Source organism: Reyranella sp. (assembly GCF_044224635.1).
GTDB lineage: Bacteria > Pseudomonadota > Alphaproteobacteria > Reyranellales > Reyranellaceae > Reyranella.
On record NZ_JBGAKA010000001.1, the window covers coordinates 167,742 to 186,377 of the forward strand.

Genomic DNA, 18,636 nt, shown 5'->3' on the forward strand with positions numbered 1-18,636 from the left:
GAAAATCCGAGGCTACATTGCGCGCCATGTACGCCCCTGTCCGGCGGCTGCTCGCCGCCTGCTCCGTCCTCGCCCTGACGGTCGTGTCGACGGCTGTTTTGGCTCAATCCAACCCGACTCCGCAGAAGCCGCAGGCCGACAAGCCGAAGGCCGTGCGCAGCATTCCGTACGTCTCGATCACCGGGGAGGATGGCAAGCAGCGGCACTACGAGACCAACGCCATCCCGTTGCTGTTCAACCGCGCCTGCTTCGGCTGGCGCATGTATCTCGGCGGGCCCAACCGCGTGGTCTCGCTCAAGGAGGTGCTGACGACGTCGCAGCCGGCCGAGCAGGTGATCGCCGGGCCGGAGACCGAGGTCAGCGCCGACAAGACGCGCGCCACCACCCGCATGCTGGAGACGGTGCAGGACGGCGTGCTGCAGCGCTCCTGGTGCATCATCCCCGGCGACCCGCCGGGCACCTACACCTACGACATCTCGATCGACGGCGAGCCGCGCGGCGAGTTCGTGTTCTGCGCCATCGAGGTGCCGGACCAGAATCCCAACACCGACCCGCGCGACCTCAACTGCCCCAACAAGTTCAACTCGGTAGAGCGCGCCCAGCCGCCGCGTCAGCGTACGCCATCCTGAGGCGCGTGCCCTCCCGCGCTGCACCCTCTTCTGAGGTATTCATGGCCAACCGCCGTCCCGCAGTCCTGTGCATTCTCGACGGCTGGGGACACCGGCCGGATCGTCCGTACAACGCCATCCTGAACGCAAAGACGCCGAACTACGACCGGCTGATCGCGACCTGCCCGCAGGGCTTGATCGACGCCTCCGAGACCTTCGTCGGCCTGCCCAAGGGCCAGATGGGCAATTCCGAGGTCGGCCACATGAATCTCGGCGCCGGCCGCGTCGCCGTGCCCGACCTGCCGCGCATCGACAACGCCATCGCCGACGGCTCGCTGGCCAGGAGCCCGGTGCTGGCCGAGCTGATCGCGACGCTGAGGAAGGACGGCGGCGCCTGCCACCTGATGGGGCTCGCCTCGCCGGGCGGCGTGCATGCCCACCAGGATCACCTGGTGGCGCTCGCCAACCTGATCGCGGGATCCGCCGTGCCGGTGTGGATCCACGCCTTCCTCGACGGCCGCGACATGCCGCCGCGCAGCGCGCTCGAGTGCCTCGCCGAGATCAAGGCCGGGCTGAAGGCGGGATTGCCGATCAAGTTCGCCACCGTGGCGGGCCGCTTCTATCCCATGGACCGAGACAAGCGCTGGGAACGGGTGACGCTCGGCTACGACGCCATCGTCGATGCCAGGGGTGAGACGGCGGCGACTCCGGAGGCGGCGGTCGAGAAGGGCTATGCCGCCGGCCAGGACGACGAGTTCGTGCTGCCCACCGTGATCGCCGGCTACCAGGGCATGACGGACGGCGACGGCGTGCTTATGTTCAACTATCGCTCCGACCGGGCGCGCGAGATCCTGACGGCGCTGCTCGATCCGCGCTTCGACGGGTTCAACCGCGGGCGCGTCGTCAGGATCGCGACGGCGGTCGGCATGGCCGAATACTCGGCGGCGCTCAATCCGTTCCTGAAGACGCTGTTCCCGCCCGAGGCGATCAAGATGGGCCTCGGCGAGACCGTCGCCAAAGCCGGGCTGAAACAGCTGCGCATCGCCGAGACCGAGAAGTACGCGCACGTCACCTTCTTCTTCAACGGCGGCGAGGAGCGGCAGTTCGAGGGCGAGGACCGCATCCTGGTGCCCTCGCCCAAGGTCAAGACCTATGACCTGAAGCCCGAGATGAGCGCCGACGAGGTGACCGGAAGGCTGGTCGAGGCGATCGGCGCGGGGCGCTACGATCTGGTCGTCGTCAACTACGCCAACACCGACCAGGTCGGCCACTCCGGCGTCTACGATGCGGCGGTCAAGGCGGTCGAGGCGGTCGATGCCTGCCTGGGCCGGTTGATGGCGGCAGTCGAGCAGGCGGGCGGCGTGCTGCTGGTCACCGCCGACCACGGCAACGCGGAACTGATGTTCGACGAGAAGACCCATCAGAAGCACACCCAGCACACGTTGAACCGGGTGCCGGCGCTGCTGTTCAACGCCCCGGCCAACATCCGCTCGCTGGCCGACGGCAAGCTTGCCGACGTGGCGCCGACCATGCTGGCCCTGATGGGCGTGCGCCAGCCGGCCGAGATGACCGGCCATTCGCTGCTGTCCGAGCACGCCCGGCCGCACATCCTCGCGACGATACCAGGACAAGCCGCCGCAGCCTCGGCATGACCAGGAGATGTCCTCATGGCCGGGAGCGGACCCGGCGGCTCCCCATATCGTGAGAAGGTTCCCGAAGAGCCCCTGACAGCGCCTTGATAGTGCCAAAGACCGCCCTGTATCTTGCCCCCACGATCCGGAAACCCTGACCGTCCGGCCTGCCGGCCCGGCGATCCCACCTCGAAGGCTCGACAATGACCCGTATGCGTATCGCCTCCGCCGCCGCGATCATGGCTTTTCTTGCCGTGCCGGTCGGCATCACCGCCTGGTCGCAGGACAAGGCCGACCCCAAGGCGGGCGGCGACAAGAGCGAGCTTTACCAGCAGCTCAACCTGTTCGGCGACGTGCTCGAGCGGGTGCGCCGCGACTATGTCGAGCCGGTCGACGAGAAGACGCTGATCGAGAACGCCATCAACGGCATGCTGACCTCGCTCGACCCGCACTCGAGCTACATGAACCCCAAGACCTACAAGGACATGCAGGTCCAGACCAAGGGCGAGTTCGGCGGGCTCGGCATCGAGGTCACGATGGAGAACGGGGTCATCAAGGTGGTATCGCCGATCGACGACACGCCGGCCTCCAAGGCGGGCATCCAGTCGGGCGACCTGATCTTCGCGCTCGACGGCGAGCCGGTGCAGGGCCTTACCCTGCAGGAGGCGGTCGAGCGCATGCGCGGCAAGGTCGGCACGCCGATCAAGCTCTCCATCCGGCGCGGCGCCAAGGATCCGTTCGACGTCTCGCTGACCCGCGACACGATCAAGGTCAAGGCGGTGCGCTATCGCCTCGAGGGCGGCGACATCGGCTACATCCGCGTCACCTCGTTCACCGAGCAGACCACCTCGGGCGTGCTCGACGCGGTCGAGAAGCTCAAGAAGGAAGCCGGCAACAAGCTCAAGGGCTTCGTCATCGACCTGCGCAACAATCCGGGCGGCCTGCTCGACCAGGCGATCTCGATGTCCGACGCCTTCCTCGACAAGGGCGAGATCGTCTCGGTCAAGGCACGCAAGAGCGAGGACGTGCAGCGCTGGAACGCCAAGCCGGGCGACGTCGCGGGCGGCCTGCCGATCGTGGTGCTGATGAACGGCGGCTCGGCCTCGGCGTCGGAGATCGTCGCCGGCGCCCTGCAGGACCATCGCCGCGCCATCGTCCTGGGCACGCGCTCGTTCGGCAAAGGCTCGGTGCAGACCATCATGCAGGTGTCGGGTGGCGGCGCCATCCGGCTGACCACGGCGCTCTACTTCACGCCGTCGGGCCGCTCGATCCAGAAGGAAGGCATCAAGCCCGACATCGAGGTCGAGCCGGCCAAGATCGAGAACATCCAGGCCCGCAGCGGCTTCCGCGAGGAGAATCTGCGCCGCTCGATCACCAACCCCAATGACAAGCCGGCCGACAAGAAGGACGAGGCCAAGCCCGAGGCGAACAAGGCGCCGGAAGCGGGCAAGCCCGACGCCGGCAAGCCGGGCGACAAGCCGGCCACGAGCCAGACGACGCCGGGCCAGACGACGCCAGCCCAGCCGGGCGATCCGGACGAGCCGCCGAAGGAGGCCGTGGCCGATTACCAGCTGCTGCGCGCCGCCGACCTGATCCGCGGCATCTCACTCTACAGCAGCCGCGCCAACTGACCGCCCTCATGCCCTCCTCCCCGGCTCCGCCGGGCAGGGCCATTTGGCTGGGAGCGCGCCACTCATCGGCGCTAACGTACAAAGGGACCTCACTCTGAGGAGCGGCCCGGAGGGCCGAGTCTCGATTCGGGCGAAGTAGCGCATATGAGCGCGCCACTCCCGTGGCGCTCTTCTCGTTGATCACCGTTTCATGAGCGCCACAGGAGTGGCGCGCTCCCAGCGAATGACCCGCCCCATGACCGCCGCCCCCGCCTCTCTCTATCGGCCCAATGTCGGACTGATGCTGATCGCATCAGACCGGCGGGTGTTCGTCGGCCACCGGCCGGGGACTCCGGCGGACATGGCCTGGCAGATGCCGCAAGGCGGCATCGACGAGGGCGAGACCCCGGTCGAAGCGGCCTGCCGCGAGCTCGGCGAGGAAGTCGGCACGACCAAGGCGCTGCTGCTGCGCGAGAGCCGCGACTGGATCCGCTACGACGTGCCGTCCAGGGTGGCGCCGGGCTACTGGAAGGGCCGCTGGCGCGGCCAGACGCAGAAATGGTTCGCGCTCGCCTTCACCGGCCGCGACTCCGACATCGACATCGGAGCCCACGGCGACGAGTTCGACGCCTGGAAATGGGTACCCGCGCACGAGCTCGTCCAGCTCATCGTTGCTTTCAAGCGGCCCGTCTACGAGGCGGTGCTGGCCGAGTTCGCCGACCTGGTGGAGCATAAAGCGAAGTAGGCTGTCAGATCTTCCGGACCGCGGGCGTCCCGCTCGCCTGGAGTCATGAGCGAGCCGGGATGCCCACGGTCCGGAAGATCTGACTACGCCCCTTGGGCCGCGTACTTGGTCGCGCTGCGGCGCAGGAACCACAGGCCGGCGCGGGTCATCAGGCTGTTGAGGCGGCCCTGCGGCTGCAGGCCGATGGCCTTGAGCACCATTGCCATGGCGCGCTGGACGTGACTCTCGCGGTAGAGCGGATAGGCGCGGCGGGCGTAGGCGCGGGCATAGCGCTTGCGGTCGTAGACCGCCTCGGCCGGCTCGTTGGCGGCGAAGTAGGCGTAGGCGAGCTCGTCGTCCTCGCTCTCGGCCAGGCGACCCCAGCCGATGCGCAGGCGGGCGAAGCGGCTCAACCGGTCGCGCTCGAGGCAGCGCCGCAGATGATCGTAGAACAGCTTGTAGTGGCGGAACTCGTCGGCCGCGATCTTGGCGCAGATCTGCTTCAGCACCGGCTCGACGGTCGCATCCTTGAGCGCGCTGTAATAGGAGCTGGTGCCGGTCTCGACGATGCAGCGCGCCATCATCTCGCCGGCTTGGCTGCCGCGCACCGAGCCGGTCGAGTCGAGCGGCAGCTTGTAGCCGGCGCGAAAGCGCTCGAAGGCCTTGTCGAAGTTCCAGGTCGGGTCGGCCATCTCGGCCCAGCGGCCGAGCGCCATCCCGTGCTGCACCTCCTCGACCACCCAGGTCTTGACCGCCGCCATGAATGACGGATCGTCCGCGAAGACGCGGTCGAGATAGATGCCGTAGTCTCCCCCGTTCCGCTCCACCAAGGCGGCGGCCTTGATGTTGCGCAGGATCTCCGGATCGACTTTCGACGCGTCGAACCGATCCCACGAGATCGTTTCGAGAGTCCAGTTGCCCATGCTTCGAGCACCCTCGGCGACTTGTCGCTTTTGCGTAATAAAGCGGGCTCCGGGCCAGCTTGCAATGGGCCAGCCCGTGAACATCTCGAAAAATTACCTGAGCCGGATCGTGAAAATCAGCCAACGGCGCAGGCTTACAGCCCGGTCTTCAGCGGCCCGTTCAGCCGGTCGCCCCGATCACCGACAGGGCATTCACATGGCAAAGAACACCGTCATCCCGACCGAAGCCGAGCGTAGCGAGGCGCAGTGGAGGGACCTCTCTTGTCGTCGCATCGACAAGATAAGGTCCCTCCACTGCGCCGCCCTTCGGGCGGCTCCGCTCGGGGTGACGGACAAAAGTGGCATATGCGAACGCCCTTGGATCACCGGGTCGCGTAGTAGGCCTGGGCCCGGCGCAGGTCCTTGGCGACGGTGACGGCCTTCTCGGCCGCCGCCTTCTCGTGTTCGCCCTGGGCATCCACCAGCTCGCGCTCGGCCGCCCGTTCGCGCTCGGCGAGCTGCTCGGCCGTCACCTCTTCGAAGGGCACGGCCTCGTCCGCCAGCACGGTGCAGCGGTCCGGCGTCACCTCGGCGAAGCCGCCGGCCACCAGGTAGCGCTTGTCGACCTTGTTACCCTGCAGCACCTCGAGCACGCCCGGCCGGACGGTCGAGATCAGGGGCGCGTGGCCGTGCAGGACGCCGAAATCGCCCTCGCTGCCCGGCACGACGACCATGTCGACTTCGGTCGCGAGCAGCTCGCGCTCCGGCATGACCAGGCGGAAGGTAAGCTTGGCCATCGGCTCAGGCCGCCTCGGCCGCGAGCTTCTTCGCCTTGGCGACCGCCTCGTCGATCGTGCCGACCATGTAGAAGGCCGCCTCCGGCAGCTCGTCGTACTCGCCGGCGACGATGCCCTTGAACGCCTTGATGGTGTCCTCGAGCTTCACGAACACGCCCGGCGTGCCGGTGAACACCTCGGCGACGTGGAACGGCTGGCTCAGGAACTTCGCCATCTTGCGGGCGCGCGCCACCACCAGCTTGTCCTCCTCCGAGAGCTCGTCCATGCCCAGGATGGCGATGATGTCCTGCAGCGACTTGTACTGCTGCAGAACGCGCTGCACCGAGCGCGCGACCTGATAGTGCTCCTCGCCGACGACGCGCGGGTCGAGCATGCGCGAGGTCGAGTCGAGCGGGTCGACGGCCGGGAAGATCGCCTGCTCGGCGATCGAGCGGCTCAGCACGGTCGTGGCGTCCAAGTGGGCGAACGAGGTGGCAGGCGCCGGGTCGGTCAGGTCGTCGGCCGGCACGTAAATCGCCTGCACCGAGGTGATCGAGCCCTTCTTGGTCGAGGTGATGCGCTCCTGCAGGGCGCCCATGTCGGTCGACAGGGTCGGCTGATAGCCCACCGCCGACGGGATGCGGCCGAGCAGCGCCGACACTTCCGAGCCGGCCTGGGTGAAGCGGAAGATGTTGTCGACGAAGAACAGCACGTCCTGGCCTTCGGCGTCGCGGAAGTATTCGGCGACGGTCAGGCCCGACAGGCCGACGCGGGCGCGCGCGCCCGGCGGCTCGTTCATCTGGCCATAGACCAGGGCGACCTTCGAGCCCGTGGTCGAACCGTCATCGTTGAGCTTGATGACGTTGCCTTCGATCATCTCGTGATAGAGGTCGTTGCCTTCGCGGGTGCGCTCGCCGACGCCGGCGAACACCGACACGCCGCCATGCGCCTTGGCGACGTTGTTGATCAGCTCCATGATCGTCACGGTCTTGCCGACGCCGGCGCCGCCGAACAGGCCGATCTTGCCGCCCTTGGCGTAGGGCGCCAGCAGGTCGATGACCTTGATGCCGGTCACCAGGATCTCGGCCTCGGTCGACTGCTCGACGAATTCCGGGGCATTGCGATGGATCGGCAAGGTCTGCTTGTTGTTGACCGGCCCGCGCTCGTCGACCGGCTCGCCGATCACGTTGAGAATACGGCCGAGCGTCTCGGGGCCGACCGGCATGGCGATCGGACCGCCGGTGTCGACCGCCTTCTCGCCGCGCACCAAGCCGTCGGTGGTGTCCATGGCGATGGTGCGAACCTCCGACTCGCCGAGATGCTGCGCGACCTCGAGCACCAGCTTGCGGCCTCCGCTGGTGACGTGAAGAGCGTTCAGGATGTTCGGCAGGTCGGCGTCGAAGCGCACGTCGACGACCGCGCCCGTGATCTGGGTGATCGTGCCGATGTTGTTGGTGGCCATGACGGATCCCTTTCCTTCGATTGCGTGGCGGCCGGCCTAGAGGGCCTCGGCGCCGGAGATGATCTCGATGAGTTCCTTGGTGATCGTCGCCTGGCGCGAGCGGTTCATCTGCAAGGTCAGCTTCCTGATCACGTCGCCGGCGTTGCGCGCCGCATTGTCCATCGCCGTCATCTGCGAGCCGTAGAAGCTCGCCGCATTCTCCAGCAGGACACGGAAGATCTGGACGGTGAGGTTGCGCGGCAGCAGGTCGGTCAGGATCTCGCCCTCGTCAGGCTCGAACTCGTAGACCGCGCCGCCGGCGGTCGCCGGCGCCGCGTTCGCCGCCCCCTCGGGCGCCGGCGGCGGGATGAGCTGCTGGCGGGTGACGATCTGGGTCATCGCCGACTTGAAGCGGTTGAAGATCACCGTGGCGACGTCGAACTCGCCCGCCTCGAACATCTCCATGACGCGGTTGGCGACCTTCTGGGCGTCGCCATAGGACAGCCGCGGCCGGCCGAGATCGGTGATAGTCTCGACGATGTGGCCGGCGAAGTCGCGGCGCAGCTGGTCGCGGCCCTTGCGGCCGACCGCCAGCACCTTGACCGTCTTGCCCTCGGCCAGCAGCGCGCGGATGACCCGCCGCGCCTCGCGCACGATCGAGCTGTTGAAGGCACCGCACAGGCCGCGGTCGCCGGTGGCGACGATCACCAGATGGACCTTGTCGGACCCGGTGCCGGCCAGCAGGCGCGGGCCGGTGCCGCCCTTGAAGCTGGCGCCGAGCGAGGCCATCAGGCTGTCCATGGCTTCGGCATAGGGCCGCGCCGCCATGGCCTGCTCCTGGGCGCGCCGCAGCTTGGCCGCGGCGACCATCTTCATGGCCTTGGTGATCTTCTGCGTCGACTGGACGCTTCGGATCCTGAGGCGGAAGGTTTTGAGGCTGGGCATCTCGACCTGCGAAGGCTCAGGCGAACTTCTTGACGAAGTCGGCGAAGAACGCTTTCAGCTTGTCGTCGGTCTCCTTGACGATCTCGCGCTTGTCGCGGATCGACGCCAGCATCGAGCCTTCGGCGCGCAGCGCATCGAGCGACTGGCGCTCGAACTCGCCGACGCTCGACACCGGCAGGGTATCGAGGAAGCCACGGGTGCCGGCATAGATCGAGGCGACCTGCTCCTCGACCGGCATCGGGCTGAACTGACCCTGCTTCAGAAGCTCGGTGAGGCGCTGGCCGCGCGCCAGCAGGCGCTGGGTCGAGGCGTCGAGGTCGGAGGCGAACTGCGCGAACGCCGCCATCTCGCGATACTGCGCCAGCTCGAGCTTGATGGTGCCGGCGACCTGCTTCATCGCCTTGATCTGCGCGGCCGAGCCGACGCGGCTGACCGACAGGCCGACGTTGATCGCCGGACGGATGCCCTGGTAGAACAGCTCGGTCTCGAGGAAGATCTGGCCGTCGGTGATCGAGATGACGTTGGTCGGGATGTAGGCCGACACGTCGCCGGCCTGGGTCTCGATGACCGGCAGCGCCGTCAGCGAGCCCGAGCCGTTCTTCTCGTTGAGCTTGGCGGCGCGCTCGAGCAACCGCGAGTGGAGATAGAACACGTCGCCGGGATAGGCTTCGCGGCCCGGCGGGCGGCGCAGCAGCAGCGACATCTGGCGATAGGCGACGGCCTGCTTGGAGAGATCGTCGTACACGATCACGGCATGCATGCCGTTGTCGCGGAAGAACTCGCCCATGGCGCAGCCGGTGTACGGCGCCAGGAACTGCATCGGCGCCGGGTCGGAGGCGGTAGCGGCGACGACGATGGAGTATTCCATCGCGCCGTTGTCCTCGAGCGTCTTGACGATCTGGGCGACCGTCGAGCGCTTCTGGCCGACGGCGACGTAGACGCAGTAGAGCTTGCGGCTCTCGTCGGTGCCCTTGTTGATCGGCTTCTGGTTGAGGAAGGTGTCGATCGCGACGGCGGTCTTGCCGGTCTGGCGATCGCCGATGATCAGCTCGCGCTGGCCGCGTCCGATCGGCACCAGGCTGTCGATCGCCTTGAGGCCGGTCTGCATCGGCTCATTCACCGACTTGCGCGGGATGATGCCCGGCGCCTTGACCTCGACGAGGCGGCGCTCGGTGCTCTGGATCGGGCCCTTGCCGTCGATCGGATTGCCGAGACCGTCGACCACGCGGCCGAGCAGGCCCTTGCCGACCGGCACGTCGACGATGGCGCCGGTGCGCTTGACGGTGTCGCCTTCACGGATCGTGCGATCCTCGCCGAAGATCACGACGCCGACATTGTCGCTCTCGAGGTTGAGCGCCATGCCCTTGATGCCGCCGGGGAACTCGACCATCTCGCCAGCCTTGACGCTGTCGAGACCGTAGACGCGGGCGATACCGTCACCGACGGACAAGACCTGGCCGACTTCGGCGACCTCGGCCTCGGTGCCGAAATTGGCGATCTGCTGCTTGAGAATGGCCGAGATTTCGGCGGCACGGATATCCATTTAGGCAACCCCCTTCATGGCAAGCTGCAAGCGCTGCAGCTTGCTGCGGATGGACGAATCAAACAGGCGCGAGCCGACCTTGACAACGAGGCCGCCCAGGATATCGGGCTCGACCCGCGCATCGATGGAAACCTTGGCGCCGCCCAGCACGCCGCGCAGCGAATCGCTGAGCTGCTGGAGCTGGCCAGGCGTCAACGGCACGGCCGACGTGACGGTGGCGGTGGTCTCGCCGCGCCGGCTCGCCAGCTCGGCCAGGAAAGCCGAAGCCATGGCGACCAGGTCGCGCGCCCGCCCGTTGGCGGCAACGGTGCCGATGAAATTGCGCGTCAGGCCGGTGATGCCGGCAGCGTCGAGCACGGCGAGCAGGGCCTTGCCTTGGGCGTCGCGGCCGATCACCGGGCTCGCCAGCAGGCGGGCGAGCTCATGGCTTTCCCGGGCCATGGTGCGAAAGGTGGTGAGGTCCTGGGCGACCTGATCGAGTGACCTGGCATTGTCCGCCAGCTCGAACAGCGCACTGGCATAGCGACCAGCCACGACGGACGTGGCGGAGGTGGCGGAAGTCACTGTGAAAGCCTCTCCATTGCCGTTTTGTCCAGCCGGCAACGTACTGGTCCGGCAGGACTTTCCCAGGAGAACGTGCTGAGTGGCCCGTCGCCCCACCCCGGAAAAGCGCGCGTTGCTAGCATGCGGTCTGCCCTGGCGCAAGATTGTGAAAGCTCGATATTACCGCGGTTTTTCAGCGCGTTATGTCACAGGAAGGAATACGGATCGACGTCGATCTGCAGCCGCACTGAACCAGGCAGCCCGATCCGCTCCAGCCAGGCGCGCAAGAGCGGTTGCAGTGCGATATCGCGGCGCGTCTTGAGCAGGAAGCGGCGGCGATGGCGGCCGCGCAACAGCGCCAGCGGTGCCGTCGCGGGCCCGAGGGTCGTAATGCCGTCGCCCTGCGGCGCCCGCCGCGCCAACGCCGCACAGACATTATCCACAGCAGCCGGCTCGGGGCCGGAGATGACCAGCGCCGCCAGTCGGCCGAACGGCGGCATGCCGGCGGCGCGCCGGTCGGCCAGCTCGGCGGCGATGAAGCGCTGGCGATCGCCCGACACCAGGGCCTGCATCACCGTGTGCTCGGGCATGTGGGTCTGGACCAGCGCCCGGCCGGGCCGGTCCTGGCGTCCGGCCCTGCCGGCGACCTGGTACAGGAGCTGGAAGGTGCGTTCGGCGGCGCGCAGGTCGCCGCCGTTCAGGCCGAGATCGGCATCGACCACAGCGACCAGGGTGAGGTTGGGGAAATGGTGTCCCTTGGCCGCCATCTGGGTGCCGATCAGGATGTCGATCTCGCCTGCGATCATGCGCTCGACAGCAGCCGTCGCCTCGTCGCGGTTCATCAGGCTGTCCGAGGTGAAGAGTTCCAGGCGGGCTTCCGGGAACAGCGCCATGGCCTCCTCGGCGAGCCGCTCGACGCCGGGGCCGCAGGCGACGAGCTGGTCGACCGCGCCGCAATACTTGCAGGCCTGCTCCGGCGGCTCGGCGTAGCCGCAATGATGACAAATCAGGGAGCGGCGGAAGCGATGCTCGACCAGCCAGGCCGAGCATTGCGGGCACTCGATGCCGTGGCCGCAGGCGCGGCACAGGGTGAGCGGGGCGTAGCCGCGGCGATTGAGGAACAGAAGAGTCTGCTCGCCGGCCGCCAGGGTCTGCTTCATCGCCTCGACGACCGGTGGCGACAGCCAGCGCCCGCGCGCCGGCTGCTCGCGCCTGAGATCGACGGCGCGCAAGGTCGCGAGGTCACGCCCGCCGTGCCGTGCCGGCAGATGCACCGCGCCGTAGCGGCCGGACGAGACGTTGACCACGCTTTCGAGCGACGGCGTCGCCGAGGCGAGCACGACCGGCGCCGACACCAGGCGGGCGCGCACCACCGCCATGTCGCGCGCATTGTAGGTGACGCCGTCCTCCTGCTTGAACGAGCTGTCGTGCTCCTCGTCGACCACGATCAGGCCGAGGTTGGCGAACGGCAGGAACAGCGCCGAGCGCGCGCCGACCACGACTCCGACACGGCCCTCGGCAATGGCGCGCCACGTTTCGCGCCGTTCGAGCGAGGTCAGTCCCGAATGCCAGGCCGCCGGCGGTGCGCCGAAGCGATCCTCGAAGCGCTTCAGCCATTGCGCGGTGAGCGCGATCTCGGGCAGCAGCACCAGCACCTGGCGGCCCGCGGCGAGCGCCGCCGCGATCGCCTCGAAATAGACCTCGGTCTTGCCGGCGCCCGGCACGCCGTCAAGCAGCGTGGCGGAGAAGCCATGCGCCAGGACCTTGTCGACCAGCCCTTGCGCGGCGACCGCCTGCTCGGCCGACAGGGCCGGTCCCTCGCGCCGCCCGTCAGGCTGCGGGAAGTTCCTACGCATGACGCGCTCGACGCCGTCGATCAGGCCGATCGACGCCATGGTCTTGACCACCGACGTACCGACTCCCGCGAGCTGGGCCAGCTCGGCGAGCGGCAGCGCCGGTCCCTCCTTCAGCTGCTCCAGCACGCGACGACGCGCATTGGTGATCTTGAGCGCGGTGTCATCGCCCGCCGACGCGGCGCGATCATTGGCAGCAACCCGATAGACGATCTCGGTGCGCGGCGCGAGGAGCGCCGACGGCACGCTCATCGCCATGCGCAGCACGGCACCGGGCGGCGCCAGGGTGTAGGCGGCGACCCAGTCGACGAAGCGCCGCATGGCCTCGGCCATCGGCAGCGCCGGCAGCTGGCCCGTGATGTCGCGCAGCTTGTGCGTCGCCACGTCGCCCGTGCCTTCGCCCCACACAACGCCGACAATCTCGCGCTTGCCGAGTGGTACGACCACGAACGCGCCCGGCTCGAATGCCTGGCCTTCGGGCACGCTGTAGTCGTAGGCATCGGCCAGCGGCAACGGCAGCAGCACGCGCAGCGTTCTCACCGCGGCGTTTTCCACCGGCCCGACCACCGCTGGCGCGACCGCGTCGTCTTGTGGCTCCGACGCAGAATCGCTAGAAATTGTGGCAGACGCCGAGCCCGAACCACTGGCCATTGGAACAGTTTATATGAAGTTCTTCGTCGATACCGCCGATGTCGCCGAGATCAAGGACTTGGCCGCGTCCGGACTGCTCGATGGCGTGACCACCAACCCGTCCCTGATCATGAAGGCGGGACGGCCGATGCTTGACGTGATCAAGGAGATCTGCGGCATCGTCCCCGGCCCGGTCAGCGCCGAGACCGTGGCGACCGACCACAAGACGATGCTCGAGGAGGGCCGCAAGCTCGCCAAGCTCGCCCGCAATGTTGCGGTCAAGGTGCCGCTAACGCCGGACGGCCTCAAGACCTGCAAGATGCTGAGCTCGGAAGGCACCATGGTGAACGTCACGCTGTGCTTCTCGGCGGCGCAGGCGCTGCTCGCCGCCAAGGCCGGCGCCACCTTCATCTCGCCGTTCGTCGGCCGGCTCGATGATATCGGCCAGGACGGCATGCATCTGATCGGCGAGATCATGACGATCTACCGCCAGTATCCCCATTTCGGGACCGAGGTGCTGGTCGCCTCGGTGCGCCATTCGCAGCATGTCATCCAGGCCGCCAAGCTCGGCGCGCACGTCGCGACCCTGCCGCCCAACGTGCTGCGCCAGCTGTTCAAGCATGCCCTCACGGACAACGGCCTGAAGGCCTTCCTCGACGACTGGGCCAAGACCGGCCAGTCGATTCTCTGACAGGAGAGGCGCCGATGGACAGCCAACCGGGTGGCGGTACGGTCACGGCGCCTGACGGCTCGGGCCGCCAGGTCAAGGTGATCACGGCAGACGATGTGGTCGCCTACCTGAAGGCCCATCCGACCTTCTTCGAGGGTCATCCCGAACTCGTCGAGATGATGAGCATGGTGCCGCGCGTGCAGGGGCCGGGCGTCATCGACATGCAGCAGGCGATCCTGAAGCGCCTGCGCAACGAAATCGAGAAGCTGAAGAGCGAGCGCAGCGAGATCATCGCCAACTCGCAGCAGAACCAGATCGTGCAGAGCCGCATCCAGGCGGCGGTGATCAGCATCATCCAGGCGACGACGTTCGAGAAGATGATTCATGTCGTCACCCACGAGCTGCCCGAGCTGCTCGACGTCGATTTCATCACGCTGGCCATCGAGGCAAATGCCGACGCACCCAAACGCGTGCCGGTGCGCGGCGTCTACGTGCTGGCGCCGGGCGCCATCGACGCCGCCATCGGCCCCGACAAGCAGGCGCGGCTGCGCTCCGAGATCGTCGGCGAGGAGGCCTTCTTCGGCGACATCTCCCGCTTCGTGAAGTCGGACGTGCTGATGCGCCTGCGCGTGTCGAGCGGCTCGCCCGACGGCGTCATGTGCTTCGGCTCGCGCGACCCCATGGCCTTCGGCCCGGAGCAGGCAACCGAACTCCTGTTCTTCCTGGCCAAAGTGCTGGAGAACACCATCCGCGCCTGGCTCGACCTGCCGGAGTGACACCAATCGTAGGCGTTACCCCTCTGGAGTGATCCCCGCATGAGCCTCGACGCCGCGCGCGAGGCCTGGCGCGACTGGCTGAAGAGCGAGCGCCGGCTGGCCAGCCATACCCTGGTCGCCTACGAACACGACGTGGCCTCGTTCCTGGGCTTCATGACGACCTATCTCGGCGCGCCGCCGACGCTCGATTCGCTCGCAACGCTGAAACCGGCCGAGTTCCGCGCCTGGCTGGCCGAACGGGCGCGCGAGGGCATGGCGCGGACCTCGACGTCGCGCGCGTTCTCCTCGGTGCGCTCCTTCTTCCGCTTCCTCGACAAGCGTGGATTCGCCCACAATGCCAGCATCGGCGCGATCCAGACGCCCAAGCTGCCGCGCTCGGTGCCCAAGGCGCTCTCCGAAGGCGACATGGAGGAGATGCTCGACTCCGCACCCGAGCAGGAACGCGCCGCCTGGATCGATCTGCGCGACAACGCCGTCCTGCTGCTGCTCTACGGCGCCGGCCTGCGCATCGGCGAGGCGCTCGGCCTCACCAAGGCCACAGTCGAGGAGCTGCTGCGCGCCGGCCGCGACACGCTCACCGTCACCGGCAAAGGCAACAAGACGCGCCTGGTGCCGCTCTTGCCGCAGGCCCTCGAGGCGCTGCGGACCTATCGCGACGCCTGCCCGTTCATGGCCGCGCTCGCTCCGCGCGATGCGTTCTTCCTCGGTGCCCGTGGCGGCGCGCTCGATCCCGCCATCGTGCAGAAGCGCGTGCGCGACATCCGCAACAGCCTGGGCCTGCCCGACAGCGTGACGCCGCACGCGCTGCGCCATTCCTTCGCCACCCACCTCCTGGGCGCCGGCGGCGACCTGCGCACCATCCAGGAGCTTCTGGGCCACGCCTCACTGTCGACGACGCAACGCTACACCGATGTCGACTCCGCCCGCCTCGCCGCCGTCTACCGCGCCGCCCATCCGCGCGCGAAGGGGTGAGACTCGTTTCTTCCGGGCCGCGAGCGTCTCGCTCGCTCAAGCTCATGTGCCGGGAGCGCGCCACTCCGTGGCGCTCATGGGATGTGTGATCGACAAGAGGACTGGTGACCACGAACACGCGCTTGCCGGCGTGCGGCCACGGCGCCATGGCGCGCTCGATCTCGAAGGTCGCGCGGCCCATCACCACGGCATCGATGCTGGCATGAAAGGCGTCGATGTCGAAATCCTGCGACGGATACGGCATCAGCCAGTCGAACGAGCCGTCGGCGCGGCCGATCATGCCGTCGAGAGACATCGCGACATGGCAATGCCAGAGCGGGCCGCTCATGGCCGCGCCAACACCTTGGCGAGGAACGCCTTCACGTCGCCGACGAAGGCCTTCCAGGCTGCCTCGTTGGCGCCGTAGTGCGCGCCGCAGCAGCCGCCCGGCTTGCTGCGGTTGCCGACGCCGTCGAGATAGCGCACCGGCAGGCCGAGCGCGTCGAAGCTGTGATGCGCACCCTCGTAGGTCCGCGTCTCGACCAGGTCGCGGCCCTGCGCGATGCGATCCATCACCGCCTTGCACTGTGATATCGGCGTCCAGTCGTCGAGCGCCGCCAGGGCGAACAGAGTCGGCTGGCGCACGACGAGGCGCGGCCCCAGCGCATCGGCCAGCGCGCAATCGGGATAGACAAGGATGGCGGCGCGCGCCGGCGAAGCAGGCGCGTCCGCACGCGCCGATGATTTGGAGTCGTCGGCTTGCGCCGACAGGGCGCGCAGCAGCGCGACGCCACCGCCGTAGGAATAGCCCATGAAGGCGAGCCGCTTGGGATCGACGTTGCTCTGCTGGCCGAGCCAGGCCAGGGCCGCGTCGATGTCGTGCGCCCGCGCCTCGGCATCGGCCTGCGTCGGCCAGTTGCGGCCGCACACGTCCTTGAGGCCGCGGGCGGAAAAGCTGTCGACGACCAGCGCGGCGTAGCCCCAGGATGCCAGCAGCCCTGCCATGCGCGCCGTGTTTTGCCCCGGCCCGCCACAGCCATGGAAGATCGCCACCGCGGGGACGGCGCCGGCCGCATGGGCCGGACGGAAGAGTTGGGCGGCGAGCTGGAGCGTGCGACCGTTCTGGGTCACCGGCACGCGGACATTCTGCTGCGCCGCCGCCGGCACGGCGGCGAGCACGAGAAGCAGACTCACGACGCGCTTCAACATGCCGTCATGCAACACACCGGCCCTACCTATTGCAACAGCAACAACAGGATGACGCCCGCCACGCTGGTCAGCACGCCGAACAGGCCGACGATATGCAGGCGCTCCTCGCGCAGCAGCAGGTAGGAAAGCGCCACGGCAATCAGCGGGAACACCGCGACCAGGGGCGCCACCACGGTGATCGAGCCGAGGCCGAGCGCGGCGTAGAGCAAGAAGGTCGCGGTGCCGTTGCTCGCCCCCACGGCGAGGAACCACAACAGCCCGCGGCGATCGGGCGGACCGGCGCTGAGCGAGCGGCGGCCGACCAGCGACACGATCACCAGGGTGGAGAACGAGTAGCCGATCGCCGCCGCAGCCAGCGGCTCGGGCCACAGGGCAAGGCCGGTCTTGATCGCCGGCTGGATCGCGCCGCGCACCAGGGCGGCGGCGAGCGGCAGACCGAGCACCCAGACCGACCATTGCCGCCGCCCGGTTCCGCCGCGCAGCGCCATCAGCGCCACGCCGCCCACCACCAGCACCAGGGCGAGCGCCTGCCCCGGTCCGATGCGTTCGCCGAGAAACAGCACCGCGCCCAGCACGGCGAACAGCGGCGTAACGTTGCCCGCGGCGCCGGCGATGGCCGGCCCCAGCCGCTCGTTGGCGCGCACCGACAGGATCGAGACGACCACCGGAAAGATGCAGCCGACGCCGGCGAAGATCGCCCCGGCCCGCCAGTCGAAGCCGCGCCAGTCGACGAAGAGCAGCGCCGGCGGCCAGGCCATCACCGTGGAGCCGCCGATCGTGTAGAGCGGCGAACGCCACGACGGCACGGTGCGCAGCCCGTACTGGGTCACGATCAGCGCCAGGGCGAAACAGAATGCCGCACCCAGCGCCAGCAGGGGCGCCAGGCTGGAGGTCGGGATGGCCGCGCCGCTCACCGTCTGCTATGTCCGCCGGCTTTCGTGGCGGAGAGGAACTATGGACACGCTCACCTACTGGAACGGCACGTGGCACGAGGGCAACCCGGCGATCCTGGGCCCGCGCGATCACGCCTTCTGGCTGGGCTCGATCGTATTCGACGGCGGCCGCGCCTTCGAGGGCTGCGGCCCCGATCTCGACCTCCATGCGGAACGCGTGGTGCGCTCGGCGCGCGCCCTCGGCCTCGAGCCCAGCAAGACCGCGGAGGAGATCCTCGCGCTGATGCACGAAGCCGTCCGTCGCTTCGGCCCCAAGGCCGAGCTCTATGTCCGCCCGATGTTCTGGGCCGGCAAGGGCGGCGCCGGTCCGATCTCGGTCGACCCCGACTCGACCCAGTTCCTGCTCTGCGTCTATCACTCGCCGATGCGCGCCGGCACGCCGCTGACGCTCGGCCTGTGCCGCTCGATCCGCCGGCCAACGCCGGAGAGCGCGCCGACCGCCGCCAAGGCGAGCTGCCTCTATCCCAACTCCTCGCGCGGCGTCGCCGAGATGATGAAGCGCGGCTTCCAGAACGGCGTCGTGCTCGATGCGGCGGGCAACGTCGCCGAGACCTGCAGCTCCAACATCTTCATCGCCCGCGACGGCGTGGTCGCCACGCCGGTACCCAACGGCACCTTCCTGGCCGGCATCACGCGCTACCGCACGGTGAAGCTCCTGCGCAACGCCGGCATCACCGTCGAGGAGCGCACCGTGACCACGTCGGAGCTTGACGACGCCGACGAGATCTTCACCACAGGCAACGCCGGCAAGGTCCAGCCGGTCAGCCGCTACGAGAGCCGCGACCTGCAGCCCGGCCCGATCGCCCGCCAGGCGCACGACCTCTACATGGCCTATTCGCGCACCCAGCGCGTGATCTGATCGGGCTCCTGC

The 18,636-nt window shown here is 68.3% G+C and carries 17 protein-coding genes; 8 read left to right on the forward strand and 9 right to left on the reverse strand.

Annotated elements, in window-relative coordinates; all coding sequences use genetic code 11:
• Positions 1-26 precede the first annotated feature (26 nt).
• The 4 genes from ACILR9_RS00830 to ACILR9_RS00845 all read left to right on the forward strand — a co-directional run bounded on the left by ACILR9_RS00830 (position 27) and on the right by ACILR9_RS00845 (position 4,594).
• The gene (locus tag ACILR9_RS00830) at positions 27-629 is read left to right on the forward strand and encodes a hypothetical protein (RefSeq protein ID WP_395707973.1); all 603 of its coding nucleotides are present in this window, start codon (positions 27-29) and stop codon (positions 627-629) included.
• 41 nt (positions 630-670) lie between these two features.
• The gene (gene gpmI / locus ACILR9_RS00835) at positions 671-2,260 is read left to right on the forward strand and encodes a 2,3-bisphosphoglycerate-independent phosphoglycerate mutase (protein ID WP_395707974.1); all 1,590 of its coding nucleotides are present in this window, start codon (positions 671-673) and stop codon (positions 2,258-2,260) included.
• A 191-nt stretch (positions 2,261-2,451) separates the two neighbouring features.
• Complete coding sequence (locus ACILR9_RS00840; protein ID WP_395708175.1) at positions 2,452-3,870, forward strand: S41 family peptidase; 1,419 nt, start codon at positions 2,452-2,454, stop codon at positions 3,868-3,870.
• 223 nt (positions 3,871-4,093) lie between these two features.
• On the forward strand, positions 4,094-4,594 hold the full coding sequence (locus tag ACILR9_RS00845) for an RNA pyrophosphohydrolase (RefSeq protein WP_395707975.1): 501 nt from the start codon (positions 4,094-4,096) through the stop codon (positions 4,592-4,594).
• A gap of 83 nt (positions 4,595-4,677) precedes the next feature.
• Here ACILR9_RS00845 and ACILR9_RS00850 read toward each other — a convergent pair whose 3' ends face one another.
• The 7 genes from ACILR9_RS00850 to ACILR9_RS00880 all read right to left on the reverse strand — a co-directional run bounded on the left by ACILR9_RS00850 (position 4,678) and on the right by ACILR9_RS00880 (position 13,116).
• A complete protein-coding gene (locus tag ACILR9_RS00850; RefSeq protein ID WP_395707976.1) occupies positions 4,678-5,496 on the reverse strand; it encodes a ferritin-like domain-containing protein in 819 nt (272 codons plus the stop codon).
• A gap of 362 nt (positions 5,497-5,858) precedes the next feature.
• Entirely contained in the window at positions 5,859-6,272 is a 414-nt protein-coding gene (locus ACILR9_RS00855; RefSeq protein WP_395707977.1) for a F0F1 ATP synthase subunit epsilon, read from the reverse strand.
• Positions 6,273-6,276: 4 nt separating this feature from the next.
• A complete protein-coding gene (gene atpD / locus ACILR9_RS00860; RefSeq protein ID WP_395707978.1) occupies positions 6,277-7,713 on the reverse strand; it encodes a F0F1 ATP synthase subunit beta in 1,437 nt (478 codons plus the stop codon).
• A 36-nt stretch (positions 7,714-7,749) separates the two neighbouring features.
• Positions 7,750-8,637 (reverse strand): F0F1 ATP synthase subunit gamma, encoded by an 888-nt coding sequence (locus ACILR9_RS00865; RefSeq protein ID WP_395707979.1) that lies wholly within the window; start codon positions 8,635-8,637, stop codon positions 7,750-7,752.
• A 16-nt stretch (positions 8,638-8,653) separates the two neighbouring features.
• The gene (atpA, locus tag ACILR9_RS00870; RefSeq protein ID WP_395707980.1) at positions 8,654-10,180 is read right to left on the reverse strand and encodes a F0F1 ATP synthase subunit alpha; all 1,527 of its coding nucleotides are present in this window, start codon (positions 10,178-10,180) and stop codon (positions 8,654-8,656) included.
• The gene (locus ACILR9_RS00875) at positions 10,181-10,744 is read right to left on the reverse strand and encodes a F0F1 ATP synthase subunit delta (RefSeq protein ID WP_395707981.1); all 564 of its coding nucleotides are present in this window, start codon (positions 10,742-10,744) and stop codon (positions 10,181-10,183) included.
• Between the two features lie 185 nt (positions 10,745-10,929).
• Entirely contained in the window at positions 10,930-13,116 is a 2,187-nt protein-coding gene (locus tag ACILR9_RS00880; RefSeq protein ID WP_395707982.1) for a primosomal protein N', read from the reverse strand.
• A 124-nt stretch (positions 13,117-13,240) separates the two neighbouring features.
• On the opposite strand from ACILR9_RS00880, the gene fsa reads away from it, so the two are divergent.
• The 3 genes from fsa to ACILR9_RS00895 are packed head-to-tail and all read left to right on the forward strand — an operon-like array spanning position 13,241 to position 15,624.
• Positions 13,241-13,897 (forward strand): fructose-6-phosphate aldolase, encoded by a 657-nt coding sequence (gene fsa, locus ACILR9_RS00885; RefSeq protein ID WP_395707983.1) that lies wholly within the window; start codon positions 13,241-13,243, stop codon positions 13,895-13,897.
• Positions 13,898-13,911: 14 nt separating this feature from the next.
• Positions 13,912-14,652, forward strand: a complete 741-nt coding sequence (locus ACILR9_RS00890) for a DUF484 family protein (RefSeq protein ID WP_395707984.1) — start codon at positions 13,912-13,914, stop codon at positions 14,650-14,652.
• A gap of 39 nt (positions 14,653-14,691) precedes the next feature.
• Entirely contained in the window at positions 14,692-15,624 is a 933-nt protein-coding gene (locus ACILR9_RS00895; RefSeq protein WP_395707985.1) for a tyrosine recombinase XerC, read from the forward strand.
• Positions 15,625-15,948: 324 nt separating this feature from the next.
• On the opposite strand, the gene ACILR9_RS00900 is transcribed toward ACILR9_RS00895, so the two are convergent.
• On the reverse strand, positions 15,949-16,797 hold the full coding sequence (locus ACILR9_RS00900; protein ID WP_395707986.1) for a dienelactone hydrolase family protein: 849 nt from the start codon (positions 16,795-16,797) through the stop codon (positions 15,949-15,951).
• 41 nt (positions 16,798-16,838) lie between these two features.
• Positions 16,839-17,726 carry an EamA family transporter gene (locus ACILR9_RS00905; RefSeq protein WP_395707987.1) on the reverse strand — a complete coding sequence of 296 codons (888 nt, stop codon included), beginning with the start codon at positions 17,724-17,726 and terminating at the stop codon, positions 16,839-16,841.
• A 40-nt stretch (positions 17,727-17,766) separates the two neighbouring features.
• Between ACILR9_RS00905 and ACILR9_RS00910 the strand changes: the two genes are divergently transcribed.
• Positions 17,767-18,624, forward strand: a complete 858-nt coding sequence (locus ACILR9_RS00910) for a branched-chain amino acid aminotransferase (protein ID WP_395708176.1) — start codon at positions 17,767-17,769, stop codon at positions 18,622-18,624.
• Positions 18,625-18,636 lie beyond the last annotated feature (12 nt).

Bases quoted from the DNA above. Each gene is read 5' to 3' on its own strand.
- ACILR9_RS00840 (WP_395708175.1), top strand. From the start codon at position 2,452: ATGCGTATCGCCTCCGCCGCCGCGATCATGGCTTTTCTTGCCGTGCCG.
- ACILR9_RS00895 (WP_395707985.1), top strand. From the start codon at position 14,692: ATGAGCCTCGACGCCGCGCGCGAGGCCTGGCGCGACTGGCTGAAGAGC.
- fsa (WP_395707983.1), top strand. From the start codon at position 13,241: ATGAAGTTCTTCGTCGATACCGCCGATGTCGCCGAGATCAAGGACTTG.
- ACILR9_RS00890 (WP_395707984.1), top strand. From the start codon at position 13,912: ATGGACAGCCAACCGGGTGGCGGTACGGTCACGGCGCCTGACGGCTCG.
- ACILR9_RS00850 (WP_395707976.1), bottom strand. From the start codon at position 5,496: ATGGGCAACTGGACTCTCGAAACGATCTCGTGGGATCGGTTCGACGCG.
- ACILR9_RS00855 (WP_395707977.1), bottom strand. From the start codon at position 6,272: ATGGCCAAGCTTACCTTCCGCCTGGTCATGCCGGAGCGCGAGCTGCTC.
- ACILR9_RS00910 (WP_395708176.1), top strand. From the start codon at position 17,767: ATGGACACGCTCACCTACTGGAACGGCACGTGGCACGAGGGCAACCCG.
- atpA (WP_395707980.1), bottom strand. From the start codon at position 10,180: ATGGATATCCGTGCCGCCGAAATCTCGGCCATTCTCAAGCAGCAGATC.
- ACILR9_RS00830 (WP_395707973.1), top strand. From the start codon at position 27: ATGTACGCCCCTGTCCGGCGGCTGCTCGCCGCCTGCTCCGTCCTCGCC.
- ACILR9_RS00845 (WP_395707975.1), top strand. From the start codon at position 4,094: ATGACCCGCCCCATGACCGCCGCCCCCGCCTCTCTCTATCGGCCCAAT.
- ACILR9_RS00865 (WP_395707979.1), bottom strand. From the start codon at position 8,637: ATGCCCAGCCTCAAAACCTTCCGCCTCAGGATCCGAAGCGTCCAGTCG.
- gpmI (WP_395707974.1), top strand. From the start codon at position 671: ATGGCCAACCGCCGTCCCGCAGTCCTGTGCATTCTCGACGGCTGGGGA.
- atpD (WP_395707978.1), bottom strand. From the start codon at position 7,713: ATGGCCACCAACAACATCGGCACGATCACCCAGATCACGGGCGCGGTC.